Consider the following 21,901-nt stretch of genomic DNA (forward strand, 5'->3'; position numbering starts at 1 on the left):
GTGTGGCGTTTTTATTAAGCAATCGCTTGCCGTTTTAGGCTAAGCGTTAGCAAATCTGTCGTCCTTATCTGTCGTACTTGTGAATAAGGGCGGCAGAGTAACTACATTTTTTAATACGTTAAGAATCAGGCAGTGCGTACACTGACGCCGCTTCTTGTGCTCAGGCCTGCGTGTTGGTCGGGCAGGCGCTTAAGCTAAACGCGGCATTAACACTTGTGAAAACAGGAATACTCAACAAGCCTTCCGCGCTTAGCGGGTGAACGATTTGGAATATAACAGTAAAGACAACCACCAGCAATTGACGCAATGCCCTTGGGTCTACGTTAGAATGCCGTTTTTAGCCTAGCATCATCGAGACACAGCAGGAGTGCGCGGCAATGGCCGAAGGGCGTGAAGTACAGTGGGTGGATATCGCCCCGGAACAAGCGGGTCAGAGAATCGATAATTTTTTGATGACTCGCCTGAAAGGTGCTCCTAGAGCGCTGATATACCGCATCGTGCGTAAAGGTGAGGTGCGGGTTAATAAAAAGCGCGTCAAAGTAGATTATCGCCTCCAGGCGGGAGATATGGTGCGTGTGCCACCTTTGCGTCTGGCGCCTCGCGAAGCCGTAAAGGAAGTTAGCGATAATCTGCGTGATGTCTTGGTGGGCAGCGTCATTATGGAAGGCCCTGACTGGATGGTGCTCAACAAGCCTTCCGGGCTTGCCGTGCATGGAGGCAGTGGCGTGAAGATCGGTTTGATCGAGGCGCTGCGTCAAGTGCGTGATGATTTGAGCTTTTTAGAACTCGTTCACCGGCTTGATCGTGATACGTCGGGATGTTTGCTGCTGGCTAAATCTCGCGATGCACTAGTAACGCTCAACGAGTCGTTAAAAAAGCACGGCATGGACAAACGCTATCTGGCATTAGTCAATGGCCGTTGGCCCGCGCGTAAGACCTATGAAAGTGCGCGCCTTGACCGTTTCGATGCGGGTAACGGCGAGCGGCGGGTGCGGGTCGATCCTAACGGCAAAGTATCGCGTACCCATTTCGCCGTTGTTGAAACCTTTGAAAAAGCCACGCTGATTGAAGCTGAGCCGGTCACCGGGCGAACGCACCAGATTCGCGTTCATGCTGCTCATGCCGGGCACGCGCTATTGGGTGATGACAAGTATTCAACGCGCGAAAGTGCTCATTTGACGAAGCACTTGGGGGTTAGTCGCCTATTTCTGCATGCCCGCTCCTTAACATTTCCAGAGCCTACCAACGGCCGCCCGGTGACGGTTAAAGCGCCGCTGCCGGATGTGCTGGAAGACATACTGAAACGCGCACGCCGATAAGGAGCGTTCATGCGCTACGAGCTGATTATTTTTGATTGGGATGGCACCTTGATGGATTCGGTGCCCAAGATTGTTGCCTGCATGCAGGCAGCAGCCCAGGAAGCAGAGTGGGGCGAGCTTGAAGCCGCAGCGGTTGAGGATATTATTGGTTTGGGGCTGCCTGAAGCTATTGCCAAGCTGTGCCCGGGTATTTTACCCGCTCAGGCGGAACGCTTGCGCCAGCGCTATTCGCACCACTTTGTGAGTGGGAATACAACGCCCATGCCGTTTTTTAGTGGTGTTGAGGCGCAAGTAGCGCGCCTGCGTGAGCGCGAGCAGCAGCGTCTGGCTGTGGCTACAGGTAAAAGCCGCCGTGGGCTTGATCGTGTTTTTACCGAAACGGGAAGCGGTGCCTGGTTTCATGCCAGTCGTACCGCTGATGAAACGCGCTCAAAGCCGCACCCTCAAATGCTTAACGAGATACTTGTTGAGCTTGGCGTACCCGTAGAGCGTGCGGTAATGGTGGGCGATACGGAATATGATCTGGAAATGGCGCGGGCCATCGGCATGGACCGTGTGGCGGTAACGTACGGTGTTCATACGCCGGCGCGGTTAGCAGCAAGCCAGCCTAAATGGGTCGCTCATAACGTTGAGGATCTTTTTGGCTGGCTGTATGGATAGATGATGCGACGTTGGGTGGATGGTCAATGACCTGGCGTTCCTAAACTCAAAAAGGATGATGTATGAGTGATGATTGGCGCCGCAGTGATGCTGATGGGGACCAAAGCCCTGCAGATAGGCCCGCGCCTGGTCGATCAGACCATGATCGCTGGACACAGGGCCCTGATGTGGCGGCTTATACAGGTGAGGCTGCTTCGGTGGGTGCCGCAGGCGATGATGCTGAAACGCTGCGTGAGCGGCAGCGACTAGCCCAGGTCGAAATGATGGATCGCTGGATTGGCGGCGTATTGACCGAGCAGCGTCGTTCGCGGCGTTGGAAGCTGTTTTTCCGGTTTATGACACTGTTTCTGATATTAGCGCTAGTCGCGACCGTCGTATATAACGCCTTCTGGGCGTCAGCGGGCGATTCGTCTACCTTGCAGCGTCACCTGGGCGTCGTTGAGGTTAATGGCGTTATTGCCAGTGATGCACCGGCAAATGCCGAGCGGATCATTCAGGGGCTGAATCGCGCCTGGGATTCAGATAATACCGAAGCCGTTGTGCTGCATATCGATAGCCCTGGCGGAAGCCCGGTGCAGTCACAGCGCATTTACGCGGAAATAATGCGTCTGCGTGAACAGGGCGATAAGCCAATATTGGCGGTGATCGAAGATATTGGCGCGAGCGGGGCTTACTATATCGCCTCGGCGGCCGATGAAATTATTGCATCACCGGCGAGCTTGGTGGGCTCCATCGGGGTTATTTATGCAGGGTTTGGCTTTCAGGATGCCATTGGCCGTATCGGTGTTGAGCGCCGCGTAATGACGGCTGGAGAGAACAAAGCCTTTCTGGACCCTTTTCAGCCTTTGGATGATGACGCCGAAGCGTTCTGGCAGGGCGTGCTAACCCAGACCCATCAACAGTTTATTAATGACGTCAGGGCTGGGCGTGGCGATCGTCTAAGCGATCGACCAGAAATTTTCTCGGGCCTGGTATGGAGCGGCGAGCAAGGTCTTGAGTTAGGGCTTGTCGATCAGTTGGGCAGTCTTGAGGAGGTCGCCCGCGCTCATGTCGGTGAAGCAAGCTGGGAAGACTATACGCCGCGTCTTGATCCGTTTGACCGTTTGACGCGACGCTTTGCGCAAGTGGCAGCCAGTGTATTAGGCCTTCAAGCGTCTAACTCACCGCTTCGCTATCAGGCCCAGTAGGTTTGCTATTCAGCGCCAAGCGGGCTGATACCCACTTGGCGCAGCATGCTGCAAAGGGCAATTAGCGGCAGGCCTATCAGTGCATTGGGGTCGCGACCTTCCAAGGCCTCAAATAAGGTGATCCCCAAGCCCTCCATGCGAAAGCTGCCTGCGCTGTCCAGCGGTTGCTCAAGGGCGACGTAGCGCTCGATCTCGCGCTTGCTTAATGAGCGGAAGACTACATCGAAAGGTTCGATGTGGGTGTAGTGACGCTGTTGGTGCGTATCAAGTAGGGCAAGGCCGGTTAAAAAGGTAACCCGCTGGCCTGAAAAGCGTGCCAGGTTGGCGCAGGCGCGTTCCTGTGTATGCGGTTTGCCAAGAATATCGCCTTCAAATACCGCCACCTGATCTGAGCCGATAATATAGTGGTCAGGAAAGCGTTCTGCCACGGCGTTGGCTTTACTGAGTGCGAGGCGGTGCACAAGCGCTTTAGGCGACTCATCAGCGTGCGGCGTTTCGTCGATATCCGGCGAATAACACTGATAGGGAAGCTGCAGGCGATCCAGTAGTTCTCGCCGCCAGCGAGAGCTTGATGCCAATACTAATGACGCGTCTTGGGTAAGCGGCACGCTCTTTCTCCTAAGCCATTGGGAATGAAAAGTGAGTGTAGCTAAACCCGATAGCCGTGCCTAATTTGCAGGTTTGTGCGATAAACCATGAAGAATTATGCTGACAGCTTTGACACCAGCGGGGGGAGTGCCTATCATTGCGCGCCTATGTTGACCTCACAACTCCCCAGCCGGGTTGAGCCTTATAAGCTTGCAGCCCGCCACGAACGACTAGAAGGCTTAGTGGCACTTACTAAGCTGCCACGACTTGCCGAAGAGGCAGGTGACCAAACAGGCGACTGTCATGTTGTCCTGGAATTTGGTGTGGATGCCCAAGGTCGTCGTGAAATTCGTGGCCATTTGCAAGCGACGCTGGCATTGCCCTGTCGTCGCTGCCTGGTGCCGCTAAGTCAAGACGTGTCCAGTGACTTCCTGCTTGGAATGATTACTGACGAAGCCTTGGCCGCCGAGCTGCCTGCCAGCCATGAGCCGGTGCTGGTGGAAAATGAACAGCTGGATCTACTGACGGTTGTTGAGGATGAACTTATCCTCAGCTTGCCGCAGGTGGTCTATCACGAGGAGACTGAATGTCATGTCTCGGCGGAGCAGCTGGTCAGCAAAACAGGCGGCGAGGCGGAAGAAGCGGCGCCCGCCACGAACCCTTTCGCGGTGCTCAATGTCTTGAAAAGCAAAGACGCCTTGAAGGGCAAAAAGTAAGCACCACTTACCCTATATACCTTGGAGTAAACACCCATGGCAGTTCAAAAGAACCGTAAAACTCGTTCCAAGCGCGGCATGCGTCGTAGCCACGATGCGCTGACCGCTCCGACACTGTCTCAGGACAAAGAAACCGGTACTAAGCACCTGCGTCACCACGTAGCTGCCGATGGTTTCTACCGTGGTCGTAAGGTGGTTGAGGTATAAGCCTTAACTGTCCGGTAAAGCGGCCAAATAGAGTGGGTGCCCCGTGCGCCTAGCGATTGATGTGATGGGGGGCGACCAAGGCCCTCGTGCCGTTATCGAAGGCTCTGCAAGAGCAGTGATGGAACATCCTGATCTTGAGCTGACTCTTTTTGGCCCGCGTCAGCAAGTGATTGCTGAGCTTTCACGCTTGCCGCAGCCTCTGGCTGCGGCAACGTCACGTTTAGTGGCAAGCGATGCGCCGTTAAGTATTTCCCAGACATCCAGTGCTGCCTGGGCGCTTCGCCATGGCCAAGCGAGCAGTATGGCCTGTATGCTAAGAAGTCTTAGCCTTGGTGAGGCCGATGCCGGTGTCAGTGCGGGTAATACAGGCGCGTTAGTAGCTCTTGCTCGACGCGAGCTGGGCACGCTTCCTGGAATTTCCCGGCCTGCAATCAGTACCGCGATTCCAGCGCGCCATGGCCGCCGCTGCTATCTGTTGGATCTAGGGGCTAACGTGGATTCGCCGGCGCACCGTCTGGTTGATTTTGCGGTAATGGGGGCTGCAATGGCGCAGTGCGTCGATGACGTAAGGCTGCCCCGCGTCGCGTTGCTCAATGTGGGTGCGGAAGCGACTAAGGGGAGTGCCAGCGTGCGTGAGGCCGACAGGCTCTTACGTGAGTACCCTGACGCCACGGCCTTTACCTATCAAGGGTATGCCGAGGGTGGTGATCTGTTTGATGGTGAGCTTGATGTGGTTGTCTGTGATGGTTTTGTAGGCAATGCGGTGCTTAAAGCGAGCGAAGGTTTGACCCGTATGCTGGTAGAGCGTGTACAGATGGCGTTTGAATCACGCCTGAGTGGACGTCTGGCAAGCCTACTGGCCAAGCCTGTGCTCAGATACCTGAAGCAGGAATTAAATCCTGTGCGTTACAACGGGGCAAGTTTGCTCGGCCTGAAAGGTATCGTGGTGAAAAGCCATGGTGGTACCCAGGCGGATGGTTTCTACTATGCTATCCAGCGTGCGCTAAGCGAGGTGGAGCATAATCTGCCCGCGCGAATCGCCGGCCGCTGGGAGCATCGCTAATGGCGCAGGTGTGAAGCGTATTGGATCTAGGTGCCCGATAACTGAACGTAGGCATCAGAGTAGGGATGTTACTCGACGAGATAATAAAACGTTAGAACGTATTTTGCGGGTTATAGGTAGCAGCAGGATGTGCCCGTAACCGCGCCTATCGCTCAAATGAGCAAATGCCTACAAGAGCAAAGGTGAACGACATGTCTCAACCCCTTGCCCTCATTTTTCCCGGGCAGGGCTCTCAGCAGCTTGGAATGCTGCGAGAGCTAGCCGAGCGCTACAGTGTGGTGGGAACAACATTTGAGGAAGCTTCGGACGCACTCGGGTACGACTTGTGGAAAGTCGTCCAGGAGGGCCCCGAGGCAACGCTAAACGCAACTGCCTGTACGCAGCCTGCGCTGCTTTCTGCTAGTGTTGCGATTTGGCGGGTGTGGCAGGAGCTTGAAGGGCCTCGGCCTACTGTCATGGCCGGGCATAGCCTGGGCGAATATAGCGCCATGGTGTGTGCGGGCGTGATGGGCTTTGCTGAAGGTGTTCAGCTGGTTCGCTTGCGTGGCGAAGCCATGCAGGACGCCGTCCCTGTCGGCGAAGGTGGTATGGCGGCCATTTTGGGGCTTGCTGATGATGCGGTAGAAGCAGCTTGTGCCCATGCTGCACAGGGCGATATTGTTTCCGCTGTTAATTATAATTCGCCTGGTCAGGTCGTCATTGCCGGTAGTAAGGCGGCCGTTGAGCGTGCCATTGTGGCCTGCCAGGAAGCGGGCGCTAAGCGCGCGATGGCGCTACCGGTTTCAGTGCCGTCTCATTGTGAGTTGATGCGCCCGGCGGCCGAGCGGTTGGCGGAGGCTATGCAAAGCGTTGAGTTTCGTGCACCGCGCTATACTGTCGTGCAAAATGTCGATGCGAAGGCGCATGCTGATATTGATACACTGCGCACACGGCTGATTGAGCAGCTCTACCAGCCGGTTCGTTGGTCATCATGTGTTGAAACCATGGTGGCTCAGTCTGTTAATGTGTTTATCGAGTGTGGGCCTGGTAAAGTGTTAACCGGGCTAAATAAACGCATCGCCCGCGGAGCCAAAGGCTTGGCGGTAAATGACCCGGATAGTTTGGATTCAGCGCTTGAGTTGGCTCGTGAAGCACAGGCTAACGGTGCTTAATACGCCGCAATTTTTCGCTATCCTTGCTTTTTTGAGTAATTAAAAAGCAAATAGTTAAAGGCTAAACGTTATGACGCAAGAACGCAGGGTTGCGCTTGTTACTGGTGCCAGTCGTGGTATTGGTCGGGCGATCGCTCATGAGCTGGGTCGCCAGGGCCGTATAGTGATTGGTACCGCGACCAGCGAGGCCGGCGCCCAAAAAATTGATGCTGATTTAAAGCAAAACGGCATTGAAGGCGCTGGTGTTTGTCTGAATGTGACAGACCAGGCGAGCATTGATACAGTGCTCAAAGATATTGCCGAGCGTTTTGAAGCGCCGACGATTCTGGTCAACAATGCAGGAATCACTCGCGATAACCTACTGATGCGCATGAAAGAGGATGAGTGGGATTCGGTAATGGATACCAATCTTAAATCCGTCTATCGTGTAAGCAAGGCCTGTTTGCGCGGTATGACCAAAGCACGGTTTGGGCGTATTGTGTCGATCAGTTCGGTAGTGGCAACCATGGGTAACCTGGGCCAGACTAACTATGCCGCTGCGAAAGCAGGTATGGAAGGCTTTAGCCGTGCGTTGGCTCGTGAGGTGGCTTCACGTGCGATTACCGTTAACGCGGTAGCGCCAGGCTTTATTGCTACCGATATGACCGAAGCGTTGCCAGAAGCTCAGCATGAAATGCTGTTAAAACAGATTCCGCTGGCCCGCTTAGGCGGTCCAGAAGAAATAGCCGCCGCAGTAGGGTTTCTTACCAGTGATGCTGCAGGATACATCACCGGTGAGACGCTACATGTGAACGGCGGCATGAATATGCGTTGATGGCCTTAGGCTTAGCGGTTGCTTCTGCCTAAGGGCGTCTATAAACTACCCCGCAGCTTTTGGCTTGCGGTTTCCAAATAGCTGGTTATCAAAAACGGCTAATGTGAACGACTGGAGTACGTTAATGAGTACTATTGAAGAGCGCGTTAAGAAAGTTGTAGCAGAGCGCCTGAACGTTAAAGAAGAAGACATCCAGAACAGCTCTTCTTTCACTGAAGATCTGGGTGCTGACTCGCTTGACACTGTTGAGCTGGTAATGGCTTTGGAAGAGGAATTCGATACTGAAATTCCTGACGAAGAAGCTGAAAAAATTACCACTGTTCAGGAAGCCATCGACTACGTAAACGCCCACCAGTAAGGGCAAGTTGATGCAGCAAACGAGGGTGTGGTGCTAGCACCCCCCTTAAAAGCCGCCCTTTTAAAGGGCGGCTTTTTTGCTTTGTACTTCACCGTGAACATAACGTTCAATCTCCGTTATACTAGTCACCTAATTTCTGCTGAAAATGACCCGGATGGGTCGAGTCACCATGGATGCCTGGAGGAAAGCTAATGGCGCGAAGAAGGGTAGTGGTAACTGGGTTAGGCCTGGTGACCCCAGTGGGCAATAGCGTGGATGAAACGTGGGCGAATATTACTGCCGGTAAAAGCGGTATCGCGCCCATTGAGCACTTTGATACAAGTAGCTTCAATACACGCTTTGGTGGTTCGGTTAAGAATTTTGATATCAGCCCTTACCTGAACCCCAAAGAAGCCCGCAAGATGGACCTGTTCATTCAGTACGGCATGGCGGCTGGCGCTCAGGCAATACAGGATGCTGGCATTACCTGTACAGAAGAGAATGCCCCGCGTATCGGGGTGGCTATGGGGTCGGGTATCGGTGGCCTGCCCATGATCGAGCATAATCACAATGCGCTTAATAAGGGCGGCGCTCGCCGCGTATCACCTTTTTTCGTGCCTGGCTCCATCATCAACATGATCTCGGGCAATCTGGCGATTCAGCATGGCTTTCAAGGCCCTAATATCGCCATTACGACTGCGTGTACCAGCGGCACGCACAATATTGGCTATAGCGCGCGTACCATCGCCTATGGTGATGCAGATGTCATGATCTGTGGCGGTGCTGAAATGGCGACTACACCGCTTGGCCTGGGAGGTTTCTCGGCCGCCCGAGCGCTTTCAACGCGTAATGATGACCCTGAAGCGGCAAGCCGCCCGTGGGATAAAGATCGCGACGGTTTTGTACTTTCTGATGGTGCCGGTGTGCTGGTGCTTGAAGAGTACGAGCATGCTAAAGCGCGGGGCGCGAATATCTACGCCGAACTTGTCGGGTTTGGCATGAGTGATGATGCCTATCACATGACGGCACCGCCTGAAGATGGTCGCGGGGCTGCGCTTTCCATGAGCAATGCGATTAAAGATGCTCAAATGGATCCTTCCGAGGTGCATTATATCAATGCTCATGGAACCTCCACGGCAGCGGGCGATCTGGCCGAAAGCCGGGCTGTTGAGCGGGTGATGGGCAGCGCTGCTCAGGGTGTGGCGGTAAGCTCCACCAAATCCATGATTGGGCATCTTTTGGGGGCTGCTGGCGCTGTTGAAGCGGTATTCAGCATTCTGGCCATTCGTGATCAGGTAGCACCGCCCACAATTAACCTGGATAACCCCCAGGAAGGCTGCAACCTGGACTATGTACCGCACACTGCGCGTAACATGCGTATTGATGTTGCGTTATCCAATTCGTTTGGGTTTGGCGGCACCAACGGTTCGCTGTTGTTTAAAAAGGTATAACGCAAGATGACCCTGCCTCAGGTGCCGTTTGATGACCGCGGACTGGCGTATGGGGATGGCGTGTTCGAAACGGTGCTACTGCGTCACGGCGAGCCGGTGCTTTGGCCGTATCACATAGCACGGCTGGTGCGTGGATGTCAGTGTCTGGGTATCCCCACTCCCTGCCAGGCGGCGATCGAAGCCACTTGGCAGGGCAAGGCCACGGCACCGCTTGAAGTATTAAAACTGATCGTCACCCGGGGAAGCGGTGGAAGAGGGTATGCGCTACCCGATCCCCCAGCGCCCCGTTTACTAAGCCAGCGGACTGTGTTTGCTCCAATGGTTGAGCGCTGGGAAAATGGGGTAACGGTGCGTGTGTGCCGTTTACGCCTGGGGCATCAACCTGCCTTAGCCGGTATCAAGCATTTAAATCGGCTTGAAAATGTAATGGCGCGTCAGGAATGGCGCGATGCCATGATTGCCGAAGGTTTGCTTGCCGATCAGCAAGGACAGCTGGTTGAAGCGACAAGCATGAATGTGTTCTGGCAACAGCGAGGGCAGGTGTTTACGCCGCCGCTGGATAAATGCGGCGTGGCGGGCACACTGCGTCGCGCGTTAATTGATCAGGGCGCTGTCAGTGAAGCCAGCCTGTCACTTGAATTGCTACCCAGGATGGAGCGCGTTTGGGTGGCTAATTCCGTACAGGGTGTCTGGCCCGTTCACACGTTACTATCGGAAGACAATGTTTGCCTGCAACGCTTTCAGAGCGATAGGCACGACAAGTTTCAAACGCTGGCGCACCGCCTGTTGGGCTATGCGCCAACTCCTATGCAGTAAGCCCTAACTTATTTTGTTGAGGTGAAACGTTGAAACGGTTATTGGCCGCTGTTGGCATTATCCTGGTGTTGGGCGTTGCTGTCGCGGCAGGCAGCTATCTGTATTGGCAAAATCGCCTGGAAGCACCCTTAACGCTCGATGAGCCTGTTCTTTATCAAGTACCCGCCGGTGCTGGCTTTAATCAGGTGGTGGCGCAGTTAGAGTCTCAAGGCATTATTGATGATGCCTGGGCATTTCAATTGCTGGCACGCGTTCATCCAGAGCGCGTTCCGCGTCTTCGCGTGGGTGAGTATCAGCTGACACCCGGGATGAGCGGTCTTGAGATGATCGCGCTGTTAGGCAGTAACAATGTAGTTACCTATGCATTAACGCTTCCCGAAGGGCGCACGTTTAATCAATTGCGTGAGCTGCTCAATAGTGCGCCAAAGCTTGGCCATCAAACGGCCGATATGAGCGATGAAGAGATCATGGCGCTGCTGGACCGTGAAGGCACCTTTCCAGAAGGCTGGTTTTTCCCTGATACATACCGTTATCACCTGGGGATGGACGACGTCGATATTCTGCGTCAAGCGCTTGCACGCATGGAGCGTATTTTAGAGGAAGTGTGGGAATCTCGTGCAGAAGACCTGACCGTTGAGTCGCCTTACGAGGCGCTTATCATGGCATCGCTGATTGAGCGGGAAACCGGGGCGCCTGAAGAGCGGCGTGAAATAGCCGGTGTCTTTAAGCGTCGTATGGAGCAGGGCATGCGCCTGCAAACCGACCCTACCGTGATTTACGGCATGGGCGAGCGCTACGAGGGGCGTATTACCTATGCCGATCTGCGCGAAGCCACGCCTTACAATACCTATGTGATTAATGGTATGCCGCCCACGCCGATTGCCATGCCGGGGCGGGCGTCGCTTGAGGCGGCCGTTAATCCTCTGCCCGGTGATACGCTGTATTTTGTATCGCGTGGCGATGGTACGCACCAATTCTCACGCACGCTGCGTGAGCACAATAATGCGGTTAATCGTTATATTCGCAACCGTTGATTAAGGGATCGCAATGACTAAGCGGGGACGCTTTATTACGCTGGAAGGCGGCGAAGGCGTAGGCAAATCCACCAATATGGCCTTTGTGGTCGCCTCGCTTGAAGCGCAGGGTTTTGAGGTTGTAAGTACGCGGGAGCCAGGTGGTACGCCGCGCGCCGAAGCGATCCGTACGCTCCTGCTCGACCCTGCTCCGCAGGAGCCGTTACATGCCGATGCTGAGCTTTTATTGATGTTTGCCGCGCGTGCCCAGCATCTGGCCGAAAAAATAGTGCCGGCGCTGGAGCGTGGAGCATGGGTCGTGTGCGACCGATTTACTGACGCAACTTTTGCCTATCAGGGGGGCGGGCGAGGCATGTCGGTTGAGCGGATTGCCCAGCTTGAGGCGTTTGTGCAAAAGGGGCTCGCACCTGATCTGACCCTGCTGTTGGACATGCCTTTAACTGCCGCGCAATCACGTCTTGAGTCACGTTTGAATAGTCAAAACGAGCAGCGTGACCGTTTTGAGCAGGAGCGTGGCGAATTTTTCCAGGCTGTTCGCGAAGCCTATCTGGCCCGAGCCGACGCCGAACCGGAGCGCTTTGCGCTGATTGATGCGCATCAGTCACTTGCCAGTGTGCAAGCCGACATTCACGACACGCTCGCCGAACGGATAGCGCTATGGCGTTAACCGGCATACTGCCGTGGCAGGAAGTCACTTGGCGACAGCTGGTGCGCCTGGCGGATGAGGGGCGTATGCCGCATGCGATTTTGCTAAGCGGTGCCCACGGCGTGGGTAAGCAGCAGCTGGCTGAGACACTGATTGCCCGCACGCTATGCGCAAACCCCGATGTGTTGGCATGCGGCCAGTGTCATAGCTGTTCTATGCTTGCATCAGGCTACCATCCTGATCTGCTGCGCGTTTCTCCTGAAGAGGGCAAACGACAGATACGTATTGACCCTATCCGCGACGTTAACCGGTTTGTGTCGCAGACCGCCCAGCAGGGCGGCTATCGCGTGATTGTGATTTCTCCGGCTGAGAGCATGAACATCGCCGCTGCCAATGCGTTGCTGAAAAGCCTCGAAGAACCGGGCGCCAAGACGCTATTTATTCTGCTTTCTGATGTGCCCTCGCGCATGTTGGCGACCATACGTTCGCGTTGTCAGCAGTGGTCATTGCCGAGCGTCGCGTTCGAGGCATCGCGAAGCTGGCTGATTGAAAAACTGGGCAGCCAGGATGAAGCGTATTTTTGGTGGCGTGTGTCGGGTGGTTTGCCGCTTTTGGCGGTTGAGCTGGCTTCGCCTGAAGAGCGGGCATTGCGCCATCAGATACATGACTGTTTTGAGCAACTGGTGCGCGGTGCTGAGCCGGTGTCAGAAGCCGCGCGGCTTGATCGTCAGGCGATTGATGCCATCCTGTGGTACGGTATTGCCTGGCTTGAAGATCTCATTCGGTTGGGTATCTCCGGCGAAGCGGACGTATTACACAACCCCGATTTAGAGCCTCTTTATCGTCAGGCGGTTAAAAATGGCCGTGTTCAGGACTGGTTTCGTTTATTGGACTACGCCCGTGAACAGCGGCGCCTGTTGGCGGTGGGAGCCAACCCCAATCCGCAGCTGGTGCTGGAAGCCTGGCTAGTGCGTTGGGCCGCGCTACTGCGGTCGTAATTTTCTATGGCGCGCGAGGTTGATATGAATGTTCACAAAGCCCTTGCCCTGACCGTGCCCGATATTGCTACGCTATTGTCTGCCTATATGCCGTTTTTAGACCGTGGGGGCATTTTTGTTCCCACCAAAACGCCGTATGCGTTGGGCGATCAGGTCACTTTACTTCTTACTTTGCCGGATGAAAGCGAACGGATCACCGTTTCGGGTGATGTTGTGTGGGTGACACCCAGCGAAGCAGACACCCAGCGTACGCCGGGCATTGGCGTGCATTTTCGCTCACAGGATAATGCTCTGCGCGAGCGTATCGAAACGTTACTGACAGAGGCAAGTTCTACGACTCCCTCGTTTACGCTTTAATATCCTGCCTTATTCTTCTTTATTGTTGCTGAGACGTTCATGTTTGTTGATTCGCACTGTCATTTAGATCGTTTATCTGAACATACCCATGAAGGCGATATAGCCGCCACGCTGAACGCGGCGCGGGCGGCCAACGTCAGTCAGTTTTTAGCGGTTGCGGTTACGCTTGACGATATGCCGGGGCTTGCTGCGATTGCCCGCGAGCATGCTGATGTCGCTATCTCGGCAGGCCTGCATCCGCTGCACAAGCCTGAGCAGGAACCCAGTATCAGCGATATTCAAGAAGCCGCCGAGCGATATGGCGCGGTGGCCATTGGTGAAACCGGGCTGGATTATCACTATCAGGACAGCGTGTCGGCTGATGTGCAGCATGAACGCTTCAAGCGCCACTTGTTGGCCGCGCGGGAGCTTGAACTGCCGGTCATCGTGCATACTCGCGAAGCTAAAGAAGATACGCTCGCCTTATTGCGCGAACACAGTAACCCGCGGGTCGGGGGCGTACTTCACTGCTTTACCGAAGACCTGGATATGGCCCGCGAGGCCGTGCGGCTTGGCTTCTATATCTCGTTGTCAGGTATTATTACCTTCAACAACGCCGCATCACTGCGTGAGCTGGCTCGCCAACTGCCGCTTGATCGCCTATTGATTGAAACCGACAGCCCTTATCTAGCGCCTGTGCCATACCGCGGCAAACCCAATGAGCCTGCCTGGGTGGTCGAGGTGGCGGAGTGTATCGCCAAGGAGCGCGGGGTGAGTGTTGATGAGGTGGCCATGCAGACAACCGCTAATTTCTATCAGCTTTTTAAAGCGGCAGTGCCCGATGCCCCGGCGCATATCAAAGACGCGCTGGCGCAGGCTGGGTTAGTGTCATCACGTTAAACTGTGCAAGCGTAAGGTGGGTGCGATGAATATTGATCGACTACTCCAGCAACGTCAAAGCGCGGCCAGTATTCCGCCTTTAGATCAATGGCAGCCAGCGCTGTCGGGTGATATCAATATTGTGATTCAGGCCGATGGTACCTGGCTGCACGATGGGCAGCCGTTTGCCCGGCCGAATATTGCGCGCCTGTTATCAACGCTTTTGCGCCATGATTCAGACGGTGTTTGCCTGGTAACGCCGGTTGAGCGTTGGCGCGTTCAGGTTGAGGATTTGCCTTTTGTGGCGGTCGAGGCCGATTTCCGTGATGACGTCTGGTGGTTTACCACCCAGTTTGATGATGTCGTACGTTTGGACCAGTCGCACCCTTTATCCATTAGCCAGACGCCGCAGGGCGAGTCGGTGCCGGAAGTCAGCGTCCGTTATGGGCTGGCGGCCAGATTGCATCGCCATGTGTTTTACCAATTGGTTGAGGCCTCCAGCACCCGGGAACTTGCTAACGGTCAGTGTGAGGTGGGTATTTGGAGCGCCGGTGACTGGTATCCGCTAGGCCAGGTGGACGCTATGGATAATGGCTCGCCAAGTGAGGTTTCGTGAAGTTAACCGCTGAGCAGCATGCCGTAGTGCATCATAGCGGTGGTCATGCGCGGGTAGCGGCTGTTGCGGGCGCCGGCAAAACGACCACCATGGCGGCGCGGGTTTTGCATTTGCTTGCCAGCGGTGTAGAGCCAAAACGGGTGCTGGTGCTGATGTTCAACCGCTCGGCGCGCGATGACTTTCATCAGCGCTTGGTCAAGATGGCGCCTGACGGCCAGGTATTGCCCGCCGTGCGCACCTTTCATTCCTTGGGTCACCGGCTTACTCAAAGCCTGTGCCGCTGGGGCGCGCTTGCGCCACGGCGGTTACTCTCGGCTGACTGGCAGCTGGAGCGCTTGCTGCGCCAGGCGAGTATCAATGTACTGCGTGACAGCGTGGAGCGCCGCGATGCGGCGATTGAAGGCGACCGACTGGAGGCCCTGGCGCATTTTTGTAACTTGGTTAAAGCCGAAATGGCCGCGCCTCAAGCGCTTTATGAGCGGCTTAATTACGAGCCCGATACCGATTATTTTCCTGCCGCCTTTGATGAGGCGGAAAAAATGCTCAGTAACGAAGGTCTGATGACCTACGCCGATCTTTTGTATCGGCCGCTACAGGTATTGGAAGCTGACAGTACACTACGCCAGCGGGTCGAAGGCTTTCTGGATCACGTGATTATTGATGAGTATCAGGATATCAACGCCGCTCAGCAACGTCTTTTGGCAGTGCTGGCGGGCAGTACGGCGTCGGTAATGGCGGTAGGTGATGCTAACCAGTGCATTTATGAATGGCGCGGCGCCCGGCCGGATACCATGCTGGAAGACTTTACCGCTACGTTTGGGCAAGCAACCGACTACCCGCTTTCCACGACCTTTCGCCACGGTCACGCGCTGGCACTTACCGCGAACCACGCGATCGTGGCCAATCGGCGGCGTCCTGATCAGCTGTGCTTGGCCGCGCCGCATAACCCGAATACGCGGGTGTCGGTCGGGCAGGGCAATACCGTATTGCTGGATACCTTGATCGACTGGAAAGCGCAGGGCCGCGCCTTTAACCAGGTAAGTCTTCTAGTGCGTAGCTGGGCGCTTTCCGTACCTTTTCAATTGGCGCTTCTCCAGGCGGGCATTCCGTTTCGTCTGCTGCGTGAAGACCGCTTTGTATTTCGTTTGCCGCTGGTGCAGGCATTGGTCGGCTATTTAAAGCTTTCGCGTCGCCCTGAATTACTTCATCAGCCTGAACATCTGCTGCTGTTGCTTTCGCAACCAACACCTTTCGTAGCACGCGATCGGCTACAGCGCTTGGCGTATCAGCTGGCAACTACACAGAACTGGCCAGAGCGGCATGACCCCGTCCTCACGGAGCTAAAGCCATTGCAGCGGCGTACGCTAAAAAAACGCTGGGCTTTATTGTGTGAGCTTCCCAGGTTAAGCGCCTGGCCGCCGGCCAAACTGCTCAGTCATGTAGTGGAAAGTATCGACGCCGAGAAGACCTTAAAACGTGCTGCGGCACGGCGTGATAAAGGCGAAGAGGATGTGCGTCTTCTGGACGTGCTGATCGAGCAGGCGCAAAGCGTTCAAGACCCGGATGCATTTATTGAGCTTTTAGAGCGCCCGGTTGAAAACCAGGCGGGGGGCGTGCTGATTTCAACCGTACACGGCGCCAAAGGGCTGGAGTGGCCGCTGGTTGTGGTGGCTGGCGTCAATGAAGAAGATTTCCCCCACTATAGTCGTGAAACGCCGCTAAGTGATGAGCGCTTGGAAGAGGAGCGACGGCTGTTTTATGTGGCGATTACCCGTGCAGAAGAACAGCTAATAGTGTTGCACGATGGCGGCGCGCATCGCCCCAGCCGCTTTATCGCTGAAAGCGCGTGGCAGGACAGTATGCGTATTGCTGAGTGTCTGGCACAGAATGCGCCTGGCAGTGCTGCACTGAGCGTGGCGTCACCCGCTATTGTTAAGCGCTATCTAGAGCGCTTGGGGCGCGATGATATTACCCTCGCGGTGCCTGAGGTTCGGGAGCCCAAGGCCTCTTATGCGCTGGGCGAGCCCTTTTATCCAGGGCAGCGGCTGCATCATGCGGTATTTGGTGAGGGAGAGATTGCATCTGTTGAGGGTAATCCTGCTGATCCGGTGATTGATGTACGTTTTATCCAGGCAGGACGGCGACGTTTGATTGCTCGCCGTGCACCCATTGAGCGGCTGGAGCCGCCCGCTCAGCCAGCCTGAACGTGTAAGGTTTAGGCTGGCATTTGGGCGTGCTCTAAAGAGCACGTGCGGGTATTACATGTTCGGATAGTTGGGGCCGCCGCCGCCTTCTGGCGCTACCCAGTTGATGTTCTGGGCCGGGTCTTTAATATCACAGGTTTTGCAGTGCACGCAGTTTTGGAAGTTGATCTGAAAGCGTGGTTCGCCCGCCGTATCTTCCACCACTTCATAAACCCCCGCTGGGCAGTAGCGCTGAGCAGGCTCGGCGTACTTGGGCAGGTTTTCCTGGATAGGGATTTTGGGGTCATCAAGGCGCAGATGGCACGGCTGATCCTCTTCGTGGTTGGTGTTGGAGAGAAATACCGAAGAGGGCTTATCAAAAGACAGCTTGCCGTCAGGCTTTGGGTAGTTGATTTTTTCGAACTCAGACGCAAGCTTTAGCGCGCCATGATCGGTAGACGTGTCGTGCACATTGGGTAACTTGCTGCCCAGTAGCTGGTTAACAAAGTTATAGGCGCCGCCGCCCACCGTGCCGTATTTATGAATCGCCGGACCAAAGCTGGCGCTCTCTTTTAGCTCTTGATAGGCCCAACTGGCTTCCCACTTCTCAGTGAAGCTAGTCAGTTCCTGGGCGCCTTCATCGCCGCCTTTAATCGCTTCAAAGACGCTTTCTGCCGCGACCAGCCCTGACTTCATTGCCGTATGCAGGCCCTTGATCTTGGAGAAGTTGAGCGTGCCGGCATCGCAGCCAATCAACAAGCCGCCTGCAAAGGTCATCTTGGGCAAGCAGTTAAACCCACCTTTGGTAATGGCCCGAGCGCCATAAGCCACACGTTTGCCGCCTTCCAGATATTGGCTCAGTGCCGGGTGATGCTTCATGCGCTGAAATTCATCAAACGGCGACAGCCAGGGATTCTGGTAAGACAGATCCATAATCAGGCCAACCACGACCTGCTGGTTTTCAGCGTGATAAAGGAACCAGCCCCCATGAGCATTCTTATCCAAAGGCCAGCCAGAACCATGCACGACCACACCGGGCTCATGCTTGTCGGCGGGCACATCCCACAGCTCTTTCAGGCCAATGCCGTAGTGTTGCGGATCGCGCCCTGAATCAAGAGAGAAGTGCTCGATAAGACGCTTGCCTAAATGGCCACGCGCGCCCTCGGCAAACAGCGTGTACTTGGCACGCAGCTCCATGCCGGGCATATAGCCATCTTTCGGCGTGCCGTCAGCGGCCACACCCATATCGCCAATGATAATTCCGCGTACGGCATCTTCTTCAATAATCACTTCCTGTGCGGCAAAGCCCGGGAAGATTTCAACGCCCAAGCTCTCTGCCTGTTCGGCGAGCCAGCGGCATAGGTTGCCGGCGCTGATCACATAGCGGGTCATTTCGCCGCCGGTATTGTGCATGCTCTTGGGCACTACGGCATTTGGCAGCTTTTGAGCTTTGTGCGCGTCTTTAAGCAGGTAAACATCGTCACGAATGGCGGGGGTGTTTAAGGGAGCGCCACGCTCTTGCCAGTCGGGAAACAGCTCCGCCAGAGCCCGCGGTTCAAAAACAGCGCCGGATAAAATATGTGCACCGACTTCAGAGCCTTTTTCCACAACACAAACGGTTAGCTCCTGTTCGGCTTCATTGGCTTGCTGCATCAGGCGGCAGGCTGCGGAAAGTCCGGACGGACCCGCGCCTACAATCACTACATCAAAGTCCATGACATCGCGTTCAACATTTTCCACCTGGTTTCTCCTTATTCTCATAAGTGCAGTGCCTTATAAAAACACGGCCTTAATTTAAAACGGTCGTTTGCTTCTGGTTATACTCCATGATAGGCATAATACCTGTGTCAGGTCACGCCTACGATGGTAAAACCCGCCTTTCCGGCTAAGTAACCCAAAGGCAGTGCTATTTAGGGCAGTCCTTCGACCATTGCGCTGAGAATGGGTATTGTTGCCACCCAGCAGGCTGTGGCAAATTGATAGGGTTTTTTGATTGCGTACCTATCAAACGCTTGCATGAATTTATCGAGCCTTGCCATTACGTCACCATGGCGAGGCTGACTCTTTTATAAGCGGTGTCCGCTGAGCGGGTGCCGACTTGGGTAAACGGCTTTTGCCACCAGCCAAGCGAGGAACCTATGAAAGTACTCGTCGCGGTTAAACGCGTCATCGATTACAACGTCAAGATCCGCGTTAAAGCGGATCACTCCGACGTGGATCTTACCAACGTCAAAATGGCCATGAATCCCTTCTGCGAAATCGCCGTGGAAGAAGCCGTGCGCCTCAAAGAGAAGGGCGTGGCCACGGAAGTCGTCGCCGTTAGTATTGGCCCCAAGGCTGCTCAGGAACAGCTACGTACCGCACTGGCGCTGGGCGCCGACCGCGCCCTGCATATCGAAACCGATGAACGGGCCGAGTCGCTGGCGGTCGCCAAACTGCTGGCCAAAGTCGTCGATGAAGAGCAGCCGGGGTTGGTGATTCTGGGTAAACAGGCGATCGACACTGACAATAACCAAACCGGCCAGATGCTCGCCGCGCTGACCAACCTGCCTCAGGGCACGTTTGCCTCGGAAGTGGCTGTCGACGGTGACAAGGTCAACGTCACCCGTGAAATCGACGGCGGTCTGCAGACGATTGCGCTGACGCTCCCGGCGATCGTGACTACTGACCTGCGCCTGAACGAGCCGCGCTACGCCAAGCTTCCGGACATCATGAAGGCCAAGAAAAAGCCCATGGACGTCAAGACCCCTGCCGATTATGGCGTCGAAGTGGCGTCCAAGGTCAGCCTGCTCAAGGTGGAATCCCCGGCCGAGCGCAAAGGCGGCATCAAGGTCGCCTCGGTGGACGAACTGATCGATAAACTTAAAAACGAAGCCAAGGTGCTTTAAGAGGAGTCGAACGCATGAGCATTCTGGTACTTGCCGACCTTCATGAAGGCCAGTTGGCGGGCGCAACCGCCCACGTGGTGGCGGCCGCCAAAGCGATCGGTGGCGATATTGATGTGCTGATCGCCGGGGAAGGCGTTCAAGCCGCCGCCGACGCAGCCGCCAAGCTGGACGGCGTCAGCAAAGTGCGCGTGGCGGATAACGCCGTCTACGCCCACCAGCTCGCCGAGCCCATGGGCGCCTTGCTGGTCGAGCTGGCCGGCGACTACACCCACGTATTAGCCAGTGCCTCCACCACGGGCAAAAACGTCCTGCCACGCTTGGCCGCACTGAAAGATGTCAGCCAGCTGTCTGACGTGATCGCCGTGGAAAGCGCGGATACCTTCAAGCGCTCCATCTACGCGGGCAACGCCATCGCCACGGTGAAAAGCGACGATACGATTAAAGTAATGACCGTACGCACCACCGCGTTTGACGCCGTCAGCGACAGCGGTAGCGCCACGCTGGAAGCGGTAGACGTGGTCGTCGAGAACACCCAATCAAGCTTTGTGAAACAAGAACTGGCGCAGTCCGACCGCCCCGAACTCGGCGGTGCCAAGGTGGTGATCTCCGGTGGCCGCGGCATGGGCAACGGCGACAACTTCAAGCTACTCAACGGGATTGCCGACAAACTGGGCGCGGCAGTAGGCGCCTCGCGCGCCGCGGTGGACGCAGGCTTCGTACCCAACGATATGCAGGTTGGTCAAACCGGTAAAATCGTCGCGCCGGATCTGTACATCGCGGTAGGGATCTCCGGCGCCATTCAGCACCTGGCGGGCATGAAGGACTCCAAGGTGATCGTCGCGATCAACAAGGACGACGAAGCGCCGATCTTCCAGGTGGCCGACTACGGCCTGGTAGGCGATCTGTTCGAGATCCTGCCCGAGCTTGAAAGCAAGCTGTAAATCGATGTGCCGGATTGCACTTTAGCTCAGTGATTTCAAGTCGGCTCACTTGTGAGTCGGCTTTTTCATGTGCGTGCATTAGATAAACACGCCGTTGTTAGCTAAAGTACGGGCACGACATGAGAAAACGCCGCCAGGGCGGTTGAAAAAGGTGTCGGTTGGCCGCACCTATTAGTAGTGAACGCAACGAAAGCCACTCAAGGAGATGATAATATGGCACATACACTTCCCGAACTGCCGTACGCTTATGACGCTCTCGAGCCGAATATTGATGCGATGACCATGGAAATCCACCATTCGCGTCATCATCAAACGTACGTAAATAACCTCAACGCTGCACTAGAAGGCACGGGTCTTGAGGACGTTGCGATTGAAGAGCTCGTCTCTAATCTGGATCGCGTACCTGAAGCTAAGCGTCAGGCGGTTATTAACAATGGCGGTGGTCATGCTAACCACTCCATGTTCTGGCAAATGATGTCGCCCAACGGTGGCGGTCAGCCCCAGGGTGATGTTGCAAAAGCCATTGATAGCGAATTGGGTGGCTTGGATACTTTTAAAGAAGAGTTCAAAAAAGCGGCTGTAGGCCGTTTTGGTAGCGGCTGGGCATGGCTCAGCGTCACGCCAGAGAAAAAACTGGTGGTTGAAAATACCCTGAACCAGGATAGCCCGCTGATGCACGGCAACACGCCGCTGCTGGGTCTGGATGTCTGGGAACACGCTTACTACCTGAAGTACCAGAACAAGCGTCCTGATTATATTTCTGCGTTCTTTGACGTGGTTAACTGGGAAGACGTTGAGCGTCGTTACCAGGCAGCTATCGCTTAATTACGCGTTATGTAAGCCAAGATGCCAGCTTTTGGCGTCTACAAGAGACCGCCCCCTTCGTGGGGCGGTTTTTTTATTTCTAGAGGGGATGCTGGGTATGAGCTGTCAATAACCTGTGGATGAAAAAATACCATATATGCTTGAATTGATTTTGTCATAGTCTATATATAGTATGCGTACTGTCTTTAGAGAGGGTGAAGCACTAATGCTGCTCTACCCGAAAAATACCGCTATGAAAAGGAAAAA

General features: G+C 55.2%; 23 protein-coding genes. 21 read left to right on the forward strand and 2 right to left on the reverse strand.

What is annotated here, in order from left to right:
- Positions 1-377 precede the first annotated feature (377 nt).
- The 3 genes from D467_RS0101825 to sppA all read left to right on the forward strand — a co-directional run bounded on the left by D467_RS0101825 (position 378) and on the right by sppA (position 3,166).
- Complete coding sequence (locus D467_RS0101825; protein WP_018915799.1) at positions 378-1,319, forward strand: RluA family pseudouridine synthase; 942 nt, start codon at positions 378-380, stop codon at positions 1,317-1,319.
- Between the two features lie 9 nt (positions 1,320-1,328).
- Positions 1,329-1,979 carry an HAD family hydrolase gene (locus D467_RS0101830; protein WP_018915800.1) on the forward strand — a complete coding sequence of 217 codons (651 nt, stop codon included), beginning with the start codon at positions 1,329-1,331 and terminating at the stop codon, positions 1,977-1,979.
- Between the two features lie 62 nt (positions 1,980-2,041).
- Positions 2,042-3,166, forward strand: coding sequence for a signal peptide peptidase SppA (gene sppA / locus D467_RS0101835; protein WP_018915801.1), 1,125 nt, complete (start codon positions 2,042-2,044; stop codon positions 3,164-3,166).
- A 5-nt stretch (positions 3,167-3,171) separates the two neighbouring features.
- On the opposite strand, the gene D467_RS0101840 is transcribed toward sppA, so the two are convergent.
- Positions 3,172-3,774 carry a Maf family protein gene (locus D467_RS0101840; protein ID WP_018915802.1) on the reverse strand — a complete coding sequence of 201 codons (603 nt, stop codon included), beginning with the start codon at positions 3,772-3,774 and terminating at the stop codon, positions 3,172-3,174.
- 147 nt (positions 3,775-3,921) lie between these two features.
- Between D467_RS0101840 and D467_RS0101845 the strand changes: the two genes are divergently transcribed.
- The 15 genes from D467_RS0101845 (at position 3,922) to D467_RS0101915 (ending at position 17,022) form a co-directional block, all read left to right on the forward strand.
- Positions 3,922-4,470, forward strand: coding sequence for a YceD family protein (locus tag D467_RS0101845; protein ID WP_018915803.1), 549 nt, complete (start codon positions 3,922-3,924; stop codon positions 4,468-4,470).
- 36 nt (positions 4,471-4,506) lie between these two features.
- Positions 4,507-4,677: a 50S ribosomal protein L32 gene (gene rpmF / locus D467_RS0101850; protein WP_018915804.1), complete on the forward strand. Its 171-nt coding sequence runs from the start codon at positions 4,507-4,509 to the stop codon at positions 4,675-4,677.
- Positions 4,678-4,720: 43 nt separating this feature from the next.
- Positions 4,721-5,740, forward strand: a complete 1,020-nt coding sequence (plsX, locus tag D467_RS0101855) for a phosphate acyltransferase PlsX (RefSeq protein ID WP_018915805.1) — start codon at positions 4,721-4,723, stop codon at positions 5,738-5,740.
- Between the two features lie 191 nt (positions 5,741-5,931).
- Positions 5,932-6,891 (forward strand): ACP S-malonyltransferase, encoded by a 960-nt coding sequence (gene fabD / locus D467_RS0101860; RefSeq protein ID WP_018915806.1) that lies wholly within the window; start codon positions 5,932-5,934, stop codon positions 6,889-6,891.
- 70 nt (positions 6,892-6,961) lie between these two features.
- Complete coding sequence (gene fabG, locus D467_RS0101865; protein ID WP_018915807.1) at positions 6,962-7,705, forward strand: 3-oxoacyl-ACP reductase FabG; 744 nt, start codon at positions 6,962-6,964, stop codon at positions 7,703-7,705.
- Between the two features lie 124 nt (positions 7,706-7,829).
- Entirely contained in the window at positions 7,830-8,063 is a 234-nt protein-coding gene (gene acpP / locus D467_RS0101870) for an acyl carrier protein (protein ID WP_008956801.1), read from the forward strand.
- 191 nt (positions 8,064-8,254) lie between these two features.
- On the forward strand, positions 8,255-9,493 hold the full coding sequence (gene fabF / locus D467_RS0101875) for a beta-ketoacyl-ACP synthase II (RefSeq protein ID WP_018915808.1): 1,239 nt from the start codon (positions 8,255-8,257) through the stop codon (positions 9,491-9,493).
- Positions 9,494-9,499: 6 nt separating this feature from the next.
- A complete protein-coding gene (gene pabC / locus D467_RS0101880) occupies positions 9,500-10,309 on the forward strand; it encodes an aminodeoxychorismate lyase (RefSeq protein WP_018915809.1) in 810 nt (269 codons plus the stop codon).
- Between the two features lie 29 nt (positions 10,310-10,338).
- Positions 10,339-11,343, forward strand: coding sequence for an endolytic transglycosylase MltG (mltG, locus tag D467_RS0101885; protein ID WP_018915810.1), 1,005 nt, complete (start codon positions 10,339-10,341; stop codon positions 11,341-11,343).
- Positions 11,344-11,356: 13 nt separating this feature from the next.
- A complete protein-coding gene (gene tmk, locus D467_RS0101890) occupies positions 11,357-12,010 on the forward strand; it encodes a dTMP kinase (protein WP_018915811.1) in 654 nt (217 codons plus the stop codon).
- Positions 12,001-12,987, forward strand: a complete 987-nt coding sequence (locus D467_RS0101895; RefSeq protein WP_018915812.1) for a DNA polymerase III subunit delta' — start codon at positions 12,001-12,003, stop codon at positions 12,985-12,987. Before tmk ends, D467_RS0101895 begins: the two co-directional genes overlap by 10 nt.
- A 24-nt stretch (positions 12,988-13,011) precedes the next feature.
- On the forward strand, positions 13,012-13,344 hold the full coding sequence (locus tag D467_RS0101900) for a PilZ domain-containing protein (protein WP_026285566.1): 333 nt from the start codon (positions 13,012-13,014) through the stop codon (positions 13,342-13,344).
- Positions 13,345-13,383: 39 nt separating this feature from the next.
- Positions 13,384-14,223, forward strand: a complete 840-nt coding sequence (locus tag D467_RS0101905; RefSeq protein WP_018915814.1) for a TatD family hydrolase — start codon at positions 13,384-13,386, stop codon at positions 14,221-14,223.
- Between the two features lie 25 nt (positions 14,224-14,248).
- The gene (locus D467_RS0101910) at positions 14,249-14,818 is read left to right on the forward strand and encodes a DUF1285 domain-containing protein (RefSeq protein ID WP_018915815.1); all 570 of its coding nucleotides are present in this window, start codon (positions 14,249-14,251) and stop codon (positions 14,816-14,818) included.
- Positions 14,815-17,022 carry an ATP-dependent helicase gene (locus D467_RS0101915; RefSeq protein WP_018915816.1) on the forward strand — a complete coding sequence of 736 codons (2,208 nt, stop codon included), beginning with the start codon at positions 14,815-14,817 and terminating at the stop codon, positions 17,020-17,022. Before D467_RS0101910 ends, D467_RS0101915 begins: the two co-directional genes overlap by 4 nt.
- Before the next feature lie 54 nt (positions 17,023-17,076).
- Here D467_RS0101915 and D467_RS0101920 read toward each other — a convergent pair whose 3' ends face one another.
- Positions 17,077-18,741 (reverse strand): electron transfer flavoprotein-ubiquinone oxidoreductase, encoded by a 1,665-nt coding sequence (locus tag D467_RS0101920; protein WP_018915817.1) that lies wholly within the window; start codon positions 18,739-18,741, stop codon positions 17,077-17,079.
- 398 nt (positions 18,742-19,139) lie between these two features.
- On the opposite strand from D467_RS0101920, the gene D467_RS0101930 reads away from it, so the two are divergent.
- The 3 genes from D467_RS0101930 to D467_RS0101940 all read left to right on the forward strand — a co-directional run bounded on the left by D467_RS0101930 (position 19,140) and on the right by D467_RS0101940 (position 21,655).
- Entirely contained in the window at positions 19,140-19,889 is a 750-nt protein-coding gene (locus D467_RS0101930) for an electron transfer flavoprotein subunit beta/FixA family protein (RefSeq protein ID WP_018915819.1), read from the forward strand.
- Positions 19,890-19,903: 14 nt separating this feature from the next.
- Positions 19,904-20,830: an electron transfer flavoprotein subunit alpha/FixB family protein gene (locus tag D467_RS0101935; protein ID WP_018915820.1), complete on the forward strand. Its 927-nt coding sequence runs from the start codon at positions 19,904-19,906 to the stop codon at positions 20,828-20,830.
- Between the two features lie 213 nt (positions 20,831-21,043).
- Positions 21,044-21,655 (forward strand): superoxide dismutase, encoded by a 612-nt coding sequence (locus tag D467_RS0101940; RefSeq protein WP_018915821.1) that lies wholly within the window; start codon positions 21,044-21,046, stop codon positions 21,653-21,655.
- Positions 21,656-21,901 lie beyond the last annotated feature (246 nt).

It is taken from the genome of Vreelandella zhanjiangensis DSM 21076 (assembly GCF_000377665.1).
Taxonomy (GTDB): Bacteria; Pseudomonadota; Gammaproteobacteria; order Pseudomonadales; family Halomonadaceae; genus Vreelandella; species Vreelandella zhanjiangensis.